Origin of the sequence: Actinomadura sp. NPDC000600, assembly GCF_040492135.1 — a bacterium.
Taxonomy (GTDB): domain Bacteria; phylum Actinomycetota; class Actinomycetes; order Streptosporangiales; family Streptosporangiaceae; genus Spirillospora.
In genome coordinates this window covers 1-13,373 of sequence record NZ_JBEUPD010000072.1, presented here as the reverse complement: position 1 = coordinate 13,373, position 13,373 = coordinate 1, and the positions used below count along the sequence as shown (strand labels likewise).

The following is a 13,373-nucleotide window of genomic DNA, read 5'->3' as shown; positions in this document are numbered from 1 at the left end:
TTCAGCGCCGATGGTACTGCATGGGAGACCGTGTGGGAGAGTAGGACGCCGCCGGACACATATTAGAAAAGGGCCCCGCCGATCACGGCGGGGCCTTTCTCATTTCCGAACGTTCTGCTTCCGCTGCGGCAGGAGCCGGCTTCGTCTCCACCCCCGGATCGGTGGCATAGGGTCGGTGCATGCCGTCGCTTTCGCCGCGTCTCGCCGAGGTCGTGGACGCTCTGCCGCTCGCGCCCGGGATGCGGGTCCTGGAGATCGGGTGCGGGCCGGGGGCGGCAGCGCGTGCCGTCGCCGCCCGGCTCGACGGCGGGCACATCGTCGCGATCGACCGGTCGGCCAAGGCGGTCGCGCAGGCGGAGGCGGCCTCGGCCGAGGAGATCGCGGCGGGACGGATGAGCGTCCGCCGCGCCGCCATCGAGGACTTCACGCTCGACGCGGGCGAGGCGCCCTTCGACCTCGTCTTCGCCGTCCGGGTGGGCGCGCTCGACGGCCGCCATCCGGAGGCCGGCCGGCACGCTCTGCGGCGCATCGCCGCGGTGCTGGCTCCCGGCGGCCGGCTCTTCGTCGACGGAGGCGACCCCCTGCGGGAGATCACCCCCTGATCGCCGGGCGGGGCGCGGTCAGCGGCCGAGCGCCCGGTCGAGCGTGGCGGCCCACTGGTGGAGCAGGCGGGTGCGGCGGGCCGAGTCGTCGGTGAGGAGATCCGCCAGGCCGAGGCCGCGGACCAGGTCGAGGGTCGCCTGGACCGTCTCCCGGACGCCGGGGACCGACTCGTCCGCGCCGAGGGCTTCGACGGTGAGGCGGTGCGCCTCCCGTCCGACCCGCGCCTCCAGGGGAACGACCTGGGCGCGCAGCTGCTCGTCGGAACTGGCCGCGACCCATAGCTGGAGCGCGGCGCGGAAGAGCGGGGAGGTGTACATCTCGCCGAGGAGCGCGACGACGTCGAGCGTGGAAGGCCGCCGGTCGGCGAGCACGTCCAGGCGCTCGCGCATCTGCGCGATCCGCACGTCCGAGCCGTACTCGACCGCCGCCGTCACCAGCTCCTCACGGGTGCGGAAGTGGTGCTGGGCGGCGCCCCGGGAGACCCCCGCGCGCTCGGCGACGACCGCCACCGTCGTGCCCGCCCAGCCCACGGAGGCGAGGCAGTCGATGGCGGCCTCCAGGAGGCGCCGCCGGGTGGCGCGGCTGCGGTCCTGCTGAGGTTCGCGGGGGAGTGCCTGGGCGGTCATGGAGTCCTCGGGTCGGTGGGCCCTCCAGTGAACCAAACGATCAGGCGAAGAAACAATCATGCGCGATTGATTTTTTAGTGGCGGGCTGGCAGGGTTCAGCCCATGAGCCAACCGTTGCGGGTCGGTAACGCCTCGGGCTTCTACGGCGACCGCTTCTCCGCGGTGCGGGAGATGCTGGAGGGCGGGCCGCTGGACGTCCTCACCGGCGACTACCTCGCCGAGCTGACGATGCTGATCCTCGGGCGCGGGAAGATGAAGGACCCGGGCGCCGGGTACGCCTCGACGTTCCTGCGGCAGATGGAGGAGTCCCTCGGGCTCGCGGCGGAGCGCGGCACGACGATCGTCACGAACGCCGGCGGGCTCAACCCGCGGGGGCTCGCGGACCGGCTGCGCGAGCTGGCCTCCCGGCTGGGCATCGACGTGCGGATCGCCCATGTGGAGGGCGACGACCTGCTGCCGCGGGCCAAGGAGCTCGGGCTGGCGGACGCCCGCTACGGGCAGCCGCTCACCGCCAACGCCTACCTGGGCGCCTGGGGGATCGTCGAGTGCCTCAAGGCCGGCGCGGACGTGGTGGTGACGGGACGCGTCACCGACGCTTCCCTGGTCGTGGGCCCGGCCGCGGCCCGCTTCGGCTGGGCGCGGGACGACTGGGACGCGCTCGCGGGCGCGACGGTCGCCGGGCACGTGCTGGAGTGCGGCGCGCAGGCGACCGGCGGCAACTACGCCTTCTTCCAAGAAATCTACAATGTAAAGGCACCGGGCTTCCCGGTCGCCGAAATCCACCCCGACGGCTCCAGCGTGATCACCAAGCACGACGGGACGGGCGGCGCGGTGACGGTCGAGACCGTCACCGCGCAGCTCCTGTACGAGATCGGCGGGCCCTCCTACGCGGGCCCGGACGTGACGACGCGGTTCGACTCGATCGCGCTGGCGCAGGACGGGCCCGACCGGGTGCGCATCAGCGGCGTCCAGGGCGTCCCGCCGCCGCCGTCCACCAAGGTGTGCCTGAACCACCTGGGCGGCCATCGCAACGAGATGACCTTCGTCCTCACCGGCCTGGACGTCGACGCCAAGGCCGAGCTCGCGAAGTCCCAGCTGGAGGACGCCTTCGCGGAGGCGCGGCCGGCCCGCGTCGAATGGACGCTCATCGGCGCCCCCGGGCCGGACCCGGCCACGCAGGGGGAGGCCACCGCCCTGCTCCGCTGCGCGGTCCTGGACCCGGATCCGGAGAAGGTCGGCCGCGCGTTCAGCGGCGCCGTCGTGGAGCTCGCGCTCGCCGGCTATCCGGGCTTCACGATGACCTCCCCGCCCGGCAAGGGCGCGCCCTACGGCGTCTACACCCCCGCGTACGTCCCGAACGACGCGATCGGACACGTCGCGGTGACGCACGAGGGCGACCGCGTCGCCGTCCCGGCCGCACCCGTCGTGCGCGAACCGGAGGCCCCCGCCGAGCCGCCGCCCCTCGGGGACGTCCCGCCGGGCGCCACCGTCCGCGCACCGCTCGGCCGTGCCGCCGGGGCGCGGAGCGGAGACAAGGGCGGTGACGCCAACATCGGCGTGTGGGCCCGTACCGATGCGCAGTGGCGCTGGCTGGAGCCGTTCCTGACCACCGAACGGTTCCGCGCGCTGCTGCCGGAGACCCGGGAGCACGCCGTCCACCGGCACGTGCTGCCCAACCTCCGCGCGGTGAACTTCGTCGTCGAAGGGCTGCTGCAGGAGGGCGTGTCCGCCTCGACCCGGTTCGACCCGCAGGGCAAGGCCCTGGGGGAGTGGCTGCGGTCCCGCCTCGTCGACATCCCGGAGGCAGTCCTGTGACCTTCAAGAGCACCCTGGACGCGCGGAGCCCGGAGTACCGGGCGCGCCGCGCGGCCATGCTGGAGAAGCTGGCGGCCCTCGACGCCGAGCACGCCAAGGCGCTGGAGGGCGGCGGTGAGAAGTACGTCGCCCGCCACCGCAAGCGGGGCAAGCTGCTGGCGCGCGAGCGCATCGAGCTGCTCCTCGACCCCGACTCGCCGTTCCTCGAACTGAGCCCCCTCGCCGCGTGGGGCAGCGACTTCCCGGTGGGCGCGAGCGTCGTCACGGGCATCGGCGTCGTCGAGGGCGTCGAGTGCATGATCGTGGCGAACGACCCGACGGTGCGGGGCGGGTCCAGCAACCCGTGGACGGTGAAGAAGAGCTTCCGGGCGTCCGACATCGCGCTGGAGAACCGGCTGCCCGTCATCAACCTGGTCGAGTCGGGCGGTGCGGACCTGCCGACGCAGAAGGAGATCTTCATCCCGGGCGGCCGCATGTTCCGCGACCTCACCCGGCTCTCGGCCGCGGGCATCCCGACCATCGCGCTCGTGTTCGGCAACTCCACGGCGGGCGGCGCCTACATCCCGGGCATGTGCGACCACGTCGTCATGGTCAAGGAGCGCGCGAAGGTGTTCCTCGGCGGCCCGCCGCTGGTGAAGATGGCGACCGGCGAGGAGGCCGACGACGAGGAGCTCGGCGGTGCCGAGATGCACGCCCGCACCTCCGGCCTCGCCGACTACATGGCGGCGGACGAGGCGGACGCGCTTCGCCTCGGGCGCCAGATCGTCCGGAACCTCAACCACCGCAAGCTCGGCCCCGCGCCCGGCCCGGTCGAGGAGCCGCTGTACGACGCCGAGGAGCTCGCCGGGATCGTCCCGGAGGACCTGAAGGTCCCCTTCGATCCGCGCGAGGTCATCGCGCGCGTCGCCGACGGGTCGCGGTTCGAGGAGTTCAAGCCGCTGTACGGGACGAGCCTGGTCACCGGCTGGACGCGCGTCCACGGCTACCCGATCGGGGTCCTCGCCAACGCGCAGGGCGTCCTGTTCGGGGACGAGGCGCAGAAGGCGGCGCAGTTCATCCAGCTCGCCAACCAGAGCGACACCCCGCTGCTGTTCCTGCACAACACGACCGGCTACATGGTCGGCAAGGAGTACGAGCAGGCCGGGATCATCAAGCACGGCGCCCTGATGATCAACGCGGTGGCCAACAGCAGGGTCCCGCACATCACGATCGTGATGGGCGCCTCGTACGGGGCGGGGAACTACGGCATGTGCGGCCGCGCGTACGACCCCCGGTTCCTGTTCGCCTGGCCGAGCGCCAAGTCGGCGGTGATGGGCCCGCAGCAGCTCGCGGGCGTCCTGTCGATCGTGGCGCGGCAGGCGGCGCAGGCACGCGGGCAGGCCTACGACGAGGACCAGGACCGCGCGATGCGGGAGATGGTCGAGGCGCAGATCGAGGCCGAGTCGCTGCCGTTCTTCCTGTCCGGGCGGCTCTACGACGACGGGGTGATCGACCCGCGCGACACCCGGACCGTCCTCGGCCTGTGCCTGTCCGTCGTCCACAACGCGCCCGTGCGCGGAGCCGAGGGCTTCGGCGTCTTCCGGATGTGAGTGTCGAACAATGATCAACAGAGTGCTGGTCGCCAACCGCGGCGAGATCGCCCGCCGCGTCCTGCGCGCCTGCCGGGACCTCGGCATCGGGACGGTCGCCGTCCACTCCGACCCCGACGCCGGCGCGCCGCACGTCCGGGAGGCCGACGCGGCCGGGCGGCTGCCCGGGGCGTCCCCGGCGGAGACGTACCTGTCGGCGGAGCGGCTCCTCGACGTGGCGGGGCGCGCCGGGGCCGACGCCGTCCACCCCGGCTACGGCTTCCTGTCGGAGAACGCGGACTTCGCGCGGGCCGTCGTCGACGCCGGCCTGGTCTGGATCGGCCCGCCGCCCGAGGCGATCGCCGCGATGGGGTCCAAGATCGAGGCCAAGAAGCTGATGGCCGCCGCGGACGTCCCCGTGCTGCCCGAGCTCGACCCCGCGCAGGTCGCCGAGCCGGACCTCCCGCTGCTGGTGAAGGCGTCCGCGGGCGGCGGCGGGCGCGGCATGCGCGTCGTCCGCGCGCTCGAGGAGCTGCCGGACGCGGTCGCCGGGGCGCGGCGCGAGGCGGAGTCGGCCTTCGGCGACCCGACCGTGTTCTGCGAGCCGCTGCTGGTGAACGCCCGCCACATCGAGGTGCAGGTCCTCGCCGACGCGCACGGGACCGTCTGGACGCTCGGCGAGCGCGAGTGCTCGGTCCAGCGCCGCCACCAGAAGATCATCGAGGAGGCGCCGTCCCCGGCGGTCGGGCCCGAGCTGCGCGCGCGCCTGTGCGAGGCGGCGGCGAACGCGGCCCGCGCCATCGGGTACGTCGGCGCCGGCACGGTCGAGTTCATGCTCGCGCGCGACGGCCGCTTCTACTTCCTGGAGGTCAACACCCGGCTCCAGGTCGAGCACCCGGTCACCGAATGCGTGTACGGGGTGGACCTCGTCCGGCTCCAGATCGAGGTCGCCGAGGGCGCCCGCCTGCCGGAGGCGCCGCCGGAACCGCGCGGCCACGCCATCGAGGTCCGCCTGTACGCCGAGGACCCCGCGCGGGACTGGCGGCCCGCCAGCGGCACGCTGCACACCTTCGAGGTGCCGGGCGTGGACGCCGAGTTCGCCGTGCCGGCGGGGCACGGGCTGCGCCTCGACAGCGGCGTGGAGAGCGGGTCCGAGGTCGGCGTGCACTACGACCCGATGCTCGCCAAGGTCATCGCGTGGGCGCCGTCCCGGGCCGCCGCCGCGCGCAGGCTGGCGGCCGCGCTGCGCGGCGCCCGCATCCACGGCCTGACCACCAACCGCGACCTGCTCGTCCGGGTCCTGGGGGAGCCGGCGTTCCTGGATGGCGACACCGACACCGGCTACCTCGACCGCATCGGCCTCGACACCCTGGCCGCGCAGCTCGCGGACGAGGCGGCGGTCCGCGTCAGCGCGCTGGCCGCGGCGCTCGCCCAGGCCGCCGCGAACCGTGCGGGCGCCCCCGTGCTCGGCGGGCTGCCGTCCGGCTGGCGCAACGTGCGGTCCCAGCCGCAGCGCAGGACGTTCGAAGGGCCCGGCGGCCCGGTGGACGTCGACTACCGGCTGGACGGGAACGGCCTGGCCTCCGAGCTGTGCCCCGGCACGTCGCTGGTGGCCGCCGCGCCGGAGCGCGTCGTCCTCGACCACGACGGCCTCCGCGAGACCTTCACCGTCACCACCGCCGGGGACGCGGTGCACGTCGACTCCCGCCTCGGCCCGGTGACGCTCGCCGCCGTCCCGCGCTTCGCCGACCCGAGCGGCCAGATCGCCCCGGGCTCCCTGCTGGCCCCCATGCCCGGCACCGTCGTCCGCGTCGAGACCGAGCTGGGCGCGACCGTCGCCGAAGGGCAGACCCTGGTCGTCCTGGAGGCGATGAAGATGGAGCACCGCATCGCCGCGCCGTCCGCCGGGACGGTCGCCGAACTGAACGTCGCAGCGGGACGGCAGGTCGAGTCCGGCGCCGTGCTCGCCGTCATCGAAGGGACCCCCGAATGAGCTTCGTCGAGACCGAGGAGCGAAGGGCGCTGCGCGCGGCCGTCGCCGAACTGGGCGCCAAGTACGGCTCCTCCTATTACGTGGAGAAGGCCAAGGCCGGGCAGAAGACCGACGAGCTGTGGGCCGAGGCCGGGCGGCTCGGCTACCTCGGGGTCAACGTGCCGGAGGAGTACGGCGGCGGGGGCGGCGGCATCGGCGACCTCGCCGCCGTGTGCGAGGAGCTGGCCGCGGCGGGCTGCCCGCTGCTGCTGATGGTCGTGTCCCCGGCGATCTGCGCGACGATCATCGCCAGGTCCGGCACGGACGGCCAGAAGGCGCACTGGCTGCCGCGCTTCGCCGACGGCTCGGTGAAGATGGCGTTCGCGATCACCGAGCCGGACGCCGGCTCCAACTCGCACCGCATCACCACCACGGCGCGCCGCGACGGCGACGGGTGGGTGCTGAACGGGCAGAAGACGTTCATCTCCGGCGTGGACGAGTCGGACGCGGTGCTGTTCGTCTCCCGCACGCAGGACCAGAAGGGCAACCTGCGGCCGTCGCTGTTCATCGTCCCGACCGGCACGCCCGGCTTCACCTTCACCCCCATCGACATGGAGATCGTGTCGCCGGAGAAGCAGTTCATCTGCCACCTCGACGACGTCCGGCTGCCCTACGACGCCCTCGTCGGCGACGAGGACGGCGGCCTGCTGCAGCTGTTCGCCGGCCTCAACCCCGAACGCATCATGGCCGCGGCGATGGGCGCCGGGATCGGGCGGCTCGCCCTCGGCAAGGCGACGGACTACGCCAGGACGCGGCAGGTGTTCAGGACGCCGATCGGCGCGCACCAAGGCCTCGCGCACCCGCTCGCCGCCGCCAAGATCGAGCTGGAGCTGGCCCGGCTGATGGGGCAGAAGGCCGCCTGGCTGTACGACGAGGGCGACGACATGGGCGCGGGCGAGGCCGCGAACATGGCCAAGTACGCCACCGCCGAAGCCGCGATCCACTGCGTCGACCAGGCCATCCAGACCCACGGCGGAAACGGCCTCACGACCGAGTACGGCGTCGGGATGCTGGCGGGGGTCGTCCGGCTCATGCGCATCGCCCCCGTCAGCCGCGAGATGATCCTCAACTTCGTCGCGCAGCACTCCCTGGGGCTCCCCAAGTCCTACTGACATTGCGGTGGCGGCGCGGGGAGCGGGCGGCCTAGACTCCTGGCGTTCCCCGCGCTTGATCAAACAGAAGACCGCCATCCGAGGGACTCACGTGTACGGTCCGCCGCCCGTTCCGCCGCCCGCCGCCGAGCCCGTGCCGCCCGCCCCGCCACCGGTGCCGCCCTCCGCCGCGGCCCCCCGCGGCCGCCGCCTGGCGGCCTGGGGCATCGACACCGGGCTCCTCATCGGCGCCGCGGTCCTGCTCGGCATGATGACGTGGGGACGGCTGAACGGACTGCTCGGCGACGGGCTGTGGGGCGACGCGCTGTCGTCGGCGGGCGGGCTCCTGCTGACGGGCGGCGACGTCCAGCAGGCCGCCGAGGACTTCGGCATGGGGCTCTGGAACACGGTCGTCAGCGCCATCGAGCAGGCGCTGCTGCTGCTCATCCTGATCGAGTTCCTCCACCAGTTCGCGGGGCAGGCCTTCGCCGGCCGGACCCTCGGCAAGGCCGTCCTCGACCTGCGCGTGGAGCACGCCGGGTCCGCCGAGTCCGTCAAGTCCGCCAAGGCCAGGGCGCTGCGCCGCTCGCTGGCGACGACGGCGGGCGGCACCGGCCTGTACTGCGCCGCGTGGATCCTTCTTCTGCACGGCCTCTTCTTCCTCTCCCTCGTGCTGTGGCTGGCGGCCGTCGCGGTCTTCCTCGCCAACAGCGCGCCGACGCTCCTCGGCGCCCGGCGCCGCGGCCTCGCCGACCTGCTGGCGGGGACGGTCCTGGTCCGCGCGGACGGCTACCGGCGCGCCGCCGCGGCCGCGCGGCAGGGCGCCGTCATCGCCTGGGACGGCACCCAGGCGGCGGGCCAGGTCGCGGGCCAGGCCGTGCGGGAGAACGCGGCCCGCCTCGCCCAGGCCGAATCGATGCAGCGCGCGCTGCAGTCGGAGCGCGCCCGGCAGGTGCAGGACCTGGGCCGGCGCTCCGCCGCCCGCGTGCAGGGCGCGATGCAGGGCGAGAGGGCGCAGCAGGTGGGCGAGGCGGGCAAACGCGTCGGCGGCCGGCTCAGGAGCGCCTACCAGGAGCGCCGGGCGGCCCGGCGCCAGGCGCTGCCCCCGCGGCCGGAGCAGCCCGCTCTCCCACCGCCCGCACCGTCCTACGACCCCTACGCCCAGCCCGACCCCTACGCCCAGCCCGACCCCTACGCCCAGCCCGACCCCTACGCACAGCCCGGCCGGTTCGCCCAGCCCGCCCCGTACGAGCCGCCGCCGCAGCAGTACCCGCCGCCGCAGCAGTACATGCCCCCGCCGCCGCAGTACCCCTCCGAGCACTGAGGCGACGCCCAGGCTCGGAGGCCGGCGGGTCCGGGGCGCCGGCGCCCTGCCGTGCGGCGCTTCCTGGACGCCCCAAGTCCCACTGAATCCCCCCACCGGCGCCTTTGCTCACTGTTAGTAGTCGTTACGTTACGGAAAGAGAGGAGGTGGGAAGGATCGCGACGCAAGCACCGGATACCGGAGCGAAAGGGATGATCATGAAGAGGTTTCTCGCGGTTGTGGTTCTCGCCTCCGGGGCGACCCTGGCCGGGATCGCCGGCCTGAGCGCCACGGCGTCGGCCTCCACCGGCCCGGACGCCATCGCGTCGGCCACCTCGTACGCCCAGGTGATGGGGGGCCATGGCGACCACCATGGCGACCACCACGGCCACCACCACGACTGCGACGAGAACACCAACACCAATATCAACATCAACATCAACGGCTGACGCGCGACGGCCTTGCCGGCCGGCGGTCCGTCCGGTGGGCGGCGGCCATCTGGCGGAGACCGCGGGGTCTCCGCCAGAGCGTCATCCGGCCAGCGCGTCCAACTGCGCCTCCAGCGGCACGGGGGCGTCGAGCCGGTTGTCCACGGCCGTATGGGGCACCGGAGGCGGCGTCCCGGGCAGCATCCGGCCGGCGAACGCGTCGAACGCCGCCAGCTTGCCGGTGTCGCGGGGCGACCCCCGCTCCTCCAGGCGCCGCCGGAGGGTCGCGGCGTCCGTCCTGATCCAGACCAGGTGCACCGGCGGTCCGCCCAGGGACGCGACCCACTCCGTCCAGCGCGCCGCGTCCCGGATCTGACCGGTGAACGGTCCGCTCAGCAGCACCGGGCAGCCGTGCGACCGGATCTCCCGCGCCGTGGCGGTCATCCCGGCGTACTCGTGCGGCTTGACGTGCGCGTCGTACCAGGCGCCCTCGCGCTCGCCGGGATCGCGGCCGAACGCCGCGAGCGTCGCCGCCACGAACGGCCCGAACATCGTGTCCTTGTCCAGCAGCGCCGGTACGGGCCGCAGCCGGCGCAGCAGCAGGTCCGAGACCGTGGTCTTCCCGGAGCCGGGCGGCCCCGCCACCACCCAGACCGGGGCGGACGTCACGTCGACAGGCGCATGCGGCGGGTCGCCAGCCGCTCGATGCGCGCCTCGTCGACCTCGTGGCCGAGCCCCGGCTGCGTGAGCGGGACCCCGACGACGCCGCCGGACGAACGCACCGGCGGCGTCACGAACACCGGCCCTCCGGCCGGGTCGGACACGTCGCTGGGCAGCGTGCACCCCGGCAGCGCCGCGAGCGCGACCGCGGCCGCCTGCCCGATGCCGAACGCGCCGCAGCCGCTGCACCACACGTCCCAGCCCGCCGCGTACGCGAGGTCGTGGGCGCTGCGGGCCGCGGTGAGCCCGCCGAGCCGGTCGAGCCGCAGGTGCAGGGCCCGGCCCGCCTCCAGCGCCAGGGCCGCGTCGAGGGTCTCCAGGTCTCCCACGTCCGGCGCCACGGCGCTGCCGACCCGCAACTGGAGCCGGGCGTGCGCGGCCAGGTCGCCCGCCGGGAACGGGCGCTCGATCGCCGCCAGGCCGTAGGCGTCCAGCGCCTCCAGGACGGCCAGGTGCTCGGGCGACTCGGTGTAGGCGTGGCCGGCGTCCGCGACGAGCGCCAGCGCCGGGTACGCCTGCCGGACCGCGCGGACGGGCTCGATGTCCCACCCTGGCCTGATGTCCAGCGTGACCCGGGTGTGGCCCGCTCCAACGGCCTTGTTGACGCGCGCGGTGACCGTGTCGAGCGCCGGCTCGGGGGAGATCCGCGCGCCCGTCACGATGGAGGTGCGGGTGCCGCCGAGCGCGTGCGCGAGCGGCAGCCCCCGCATCCGGCACCACAGGTCCCAGCAGGCCGTGTCGACGGCCGCCGCGGCCTCGCGCGCGCCGAGGTCGGCGGCGGCGGACACGTCCTCGGGACGGTCCCAGTCGAGCCCGATGAGGGCCGGCCCCATCCGCGTCTCGATGTCCGCCCACGCCGCGCCGGAGTCCGCGTCCCCGGCCGGGACGGCCATCTCGCCCCAGCCGACGGCGCCGCCGCCGGAGAGGCGGACGAGGACGCTCTCCGGCCGCCGTCCGCGCGGCATCCGCACGCGGAAGGCGTCGCAGCCGTGGATCCGAGGCACCGCACCAGTCCTTCGAAGTAGGGGTTCTTCCTCAATGATCCCCCCTCCCCGGACCAGGAAGGACAAACCACACGGGTCAGGACCGCCGCCGCGGCGGCGCGGGCCGCGGGCCGGGCCGGCCGGTCAGGGGCAGCTGCTCTCCAGCGACACCGGCTTGGAGCTCGGCTTGGGCGACTCGCCGCCGTCCGGCTCGTCCGGCGACGCGCTGGGCGAGGCGGACGGCGAGCCGCTCGGCTTGGCGCCGACCTGCCGGGGGTCGCTGTTGACGGCGTCGGCCGCCAGCTCGCGGATCTTGTGGAAGTCCGGGTTGCCGGAGAAGATCAGCGGCGGGACGAACTGCAGGCTCCTGATCTGCGCGCCGTTCTTGACCCGGTTCGACAGCTTCATCAGCGCGGGCAGCAGCTCCTGCGGGATGTCGGTCGACAGCGTCCGCTTGGCCGCCGCGGCGAGCTTGTCGAAGCTGGTGAGCACCGTCTGCGGGTCGGCCTGCTCGGCGATCGCCCGCATCAGGCACTTCTGCCGGCTCATCCGGACGTAGTCGCTGCTGTTGGTGCGGGACCGCCCGTACCAGAGGGCCTCCTTGCCCTTCAGCGTCCGGTACCCGGGCTGCAGGACGCCGCCCTGCAGCCCGTACGGGATCGGCTCGGTGATCTTGAGCTTGACGCCGCCCATGGCGTCGACGATGTCGGCGAAGCCGAACATGTCGACGAGGATGTAGTAGTCGACGCGCAGGCCGAGGACGCCGGCCACGGTGGCCTTCAGCAGCTCGGGGCCGCGGCGGTTCTTGGCGACGCCGGGCACCACGTCGGGGTGGTTCTCGGCGTACTCGTAGACCTCGTTCAGCAGGCCCGGGTTCTGCGGGCCGTCGCCGGTGAAGCCGTAGGGGAACCGGTCGCGGGCCGGGCCGGGCGGCATCGGGAACTTCTCCAGGTTGCGCGGCAGGCTCAGCAGCACCGTGTCGCCCGTCTTGGTGTCGACGCTGGCGAGGGTCACGCTGTCGGTGCGCACGCCGGTGCGGTCGGCGGCGGAGTCGCCGCCGAGCAGCAGGATGTTGACGCGGGACTGCCCGTTGAAGGGGTCCTCGGTGTCGACGGGCTTGCCGTTCTCGCTGCCGGTGCGGAAGATGCTGGTCAGCGCGTCCCGGTACACGTAGGTGCTGTGCGCCGACCACGCCACCGGCACCGCGACGGCGAAGCACATCACCGCGACGGCCGCCGCGCCGAGCGTGCGGGCGCCTGCGGCGAGCCGCGCCGGGCGCAGCAGCAGGTAGGAGCGGACGACGACGAGGATCCACAGCAGGCCGAGCGCGACGATCGCGGCGGAGGCCCGCTGCAGCACCGCGGGCTGGACGGCGTAGTGGACCAGGTCGGAGCGGTACACGGTGGCGGCGCCCGCCAGCGCGGCGAGCATCGCGGCGTACAGGGCGAGCAGCAGCCCGCCGGCGATCCGGCGTCCCGTGACGAAGTGCGCGACACCCCAGACCAGGGCGGACGCGAGCGTCAGCGCCAGCGCGCGGGGGAGACCCCCGGCTCCGCCGGAGGTACCCTCATCGTCCCTGTCCGGGGCACGCCCACTCGGCGACCGACCCATGTACGCTCCGATTCCCACCCACGGTGAATTAAGCCTCGGCTCACATTATTGACGCGTCGAACCGGGCAAAGGTTGCGTAAGAGTCGATCGCATGCGAGCGGATGTGGCCTTTGTTGCAGATCGACAGGATAGTGAATCCGTCGCCGTCCGGGGGGCCGGACGGATGATCAACGTGCGGCCGATGATCTCCGGGCGGGCGGCGGTCACCGAGCGGGCAGGGCGCCACCGCGTGGGCGGCCGTCAGCGGCGGGACGATCACCAGCAGGCACAGGACCGACACCGTGGTGCCGCCCGCGAGCCGCCACAGCGGCGTCAGCCCGTCCGGGAGCAGGACGGCGTAGGAGTGGACGATCAGCCCCGCCCACAGCGCCGCGACGGCCACGCAGCCGGCCGTCAGCGCCACCAGCCACCCGGGCCGCGCCGCCGCCTGCGAGAGCAGCGGCCGGCCGTGCCCGGCGGCGGCGGCCGCCGCCGTCAGCGCCACCGCCTGGAACGCCAGCAGCGCCGCCCCGGACCGGACGCGCCCGGCCCGCAGGTGCGCGATGCCCGGCAGCGCCGGGGACACCGCGGCGATCAGCAGCGCCTCGGCCAGT

11 protein-coding genes and 1 pseudogene are annotated in these 13,373 nt (G+C 74.0%); 7 read left to right on the top strand and 5 right to left on the bottom strand.

The window, feature by feature from the left end; all coding sequences use genetic code 11:
• The first annotated feature begins 179 nt into the window (after positions 1 to 179).
• Positions 180 to 602, top strand: coding sequence for an SAM-dependent methyltransferase (locus ABWI07_RS43105; RefSeq protein WP_149258788.1), 423 nt, complete (start codon positions 180 to 182; stop codon positions 600 to 602).
• Positions 603 to 620: 18 nt separating this feature from the next.
• Here the strand turns inward: ABWI07_RS43105 and ABWI07_RS43100 are convergent, their stop codons facing one another.
• Positions 621 to 1,229: a TetR/AcrR family transcriptional regulator gene (locus ABWI07_RS43100; RefSeq protein ID WP_149258787.1), complete on the bottom strand. Its 609-nt coding sequence runs from the start codon at positions 1,227 to 1,229 to the stop codon at positions 621 to 623.
• Positions 1,230 to 1,331: 102 nt separating this feature from the next.
• On the opposite strand from ABWI07_RS43100, the gene ABWI07_RS43095 reads away from it, so the two are divergent.
• The 6 genes from ABWI07_RS43095 to ABWI07_RS43070 all read left to right on the top strand — a co-directional run bounded on the left by ABWI07_RS43095 (position 1,332) and on the right by ABWI07_RS43070 (position 9,487).
• Positions 1,332 to 3,044 (top strand): acyclic terpene utilization AtuA family protein, encoded by a 1,713-nt coding sequence (locus ABWI07_RS43095; RefSeq protein WP_353822086.1) that lies wholly within the window; start codon positions 1,332 to 1,334, stop codon positions 3,042 to 3,044.
• Positions 3,045 to 3,100: 56 nt separating this feature from the next.
• On the top strand, positions 3,101 to 4,633 hold the full coding sequence (locus ABWI07_RS43090; protein WP_353822087.1) for an acyl-CoA carboxylase subunit beta: 1,533 nt from the start codon (positions 3,101 to 3,103) through the stop codon (positions 4,631 to 4,633).
• A 10-nt stretch (positions 4,634 to 4,643) separates the two neighbouring features.
• Positions 4,644 to 6,605 (top strand): ATP-binding protein, encoded by a 1,962-nt coding sequence (locus tag ABWI07_RS43085; protein WP_353822085.1) that lies wholly within the window; start codon positions 4,644 to 4,646, stop codon positions 6,603 to 6,605.
• A complete protein-coding gene (locus ABWI07_RS43080; protein WP_353822084.1) occupies positions 6,602 to 7,756 on the top strand; it encodes an acyl-CoA dehydrogenase family protein in 1,155 nt (384 codons plus the stop codon). Before ABWI07_RS43085 ends, ABWI07_RS43080 begins: the two co-directional genes overlap by 4 nt.
• 91 nt (positions 7,757 to 7,847) lie before the next feature.
• Positions 7,848 to 9,059 carry an RDD family protein gene (locus ABWI07_RS43075; protein ID WP_353822083.1) on the top strand — a complete coding sequence of 404 codons (1,212 nt, stop codon included), beginning with the start codon at positions 7,848 to 7,850 and terminating at the stop codon, positions 9,057 to 9,059.
• A 146-nt stretch (positions 9,060 to 9,205) separates the two neighbouring features.
• Complete coding sequence (locus ABWI07_RS43070; protein WP_353822082.1) at positions 9,206 to 9,487, top strand: hypothetical protein; 282 nt, start codon at positions 9,206 to 9,208, stop codon at positions 9,485 to 9,487.
• Positions 9,488 to 9,568: 81 nt separating this feature from the next.
• Here the strand turns inward: ABWI07_RS43070 and ABWI07_RS43065 are convergent, their stop codons facing one another.
• From ABWI07_RS43065 to ABWI07_RS43050, 4 genes and pseudogenes are all read right to left on the bottom strand, one after another.
• On the bottom strand, positions 9,569 to 10,135 hold the full coding sequence (locus ABWI07_RS43065; protein WP_353822081.1) for a P-loop nucleotide/nucleoside kinase family protein: 567 nt from the start codon (positions 10,133 to 10,135) through the stop codon (positions 9,569 to 9,571).
• A complete protein-coding gene (locus tag ABWI07_RS43060; RefSeq protein WP_149258780.1) occupies positions 10,132 to 11,190 on the bottom strand; it encodes an enolase C-terminal domain-like protein in 1,059 nt (352 codons plus the stop codon). The genes ABWI07_RS43065 and ABWI07_RS43060 overlap by 4 nt, the downstream gene beginning before the upstream one ends.
• Before the next feature lie 123 nt (positions 11,191 to 11,313).
• On the bottom strand, positions 11,314 to 12,780 hold the full coding sequence (locus ABWI07_RS43055; protein WP_353822080.1) for an LCP family protein: 1,467 nt from the start codon (positions 12,778 to 12,780) through the stop codon (positions 11,314 to 11,316).
• 40 nt (positions 12,781 to 12,820) lie between these two features.
• Positions 12,821 to 13,373: pseudogene (locus ABWI07_RS43050) on the bottom strand (hypothetical protein); the annotation flags it as partial.

Bases quoted from the DNA above. Each gene is read 5' to 3' on its own strand.
- ABWI07_RS43085 (WP_353822085.1), top strand. From the start codon at position 4,644: ATGATCAACAGAGTGCTGGTCGCCAACCGCGGCGAGATCGCCCGCCGC.
- ABWI07_RS43055 (WP_353822080.1), bottom strand. From the start codon at position 12,780: ATGGGTCGGTCGCCGAGTGGGCGTGCCCCGGACAGGGACGATGAGGGT.
- ABWI07_RS43090 (WP_353822087.1), top strand. From the start codon at position 3,101: ATGCTGGAGAAGCTGGCGGCCCTCGACGCCGAGCACGCCAAGGCGCTG.
- ABWI07_RS43100 (WP_149258787.1), bottom strand. From the start codon at position 1,229: ATGACCGCCCAGGCACTCCCCCGCGAACCTCAGCAGGACCGCAGCCGC.
- ABWI07_RS43105 (WP_149258788.1), top strand. From the start codon at position 180: ATGCCGTCGCTTTCGCCGCGTCTCGCCGAGGTCGTGGACGCTCTGCCG.
- ABWI07_RS43095 (WP_353822086.1), top strand. From the start codon at position 1,332: ATGAGCCAACCGTTGCGGGTCGGTAACGCCTCGGGCTTCTACGGCGAC.
- ABWI07_RS43080 (WP_353822084.1), top strand. From the start codon at position 6,602: ATGAGCTTCGTCGAGACCGAGGAGCGAAGGGCGCTGCGCGCGGCCGTC.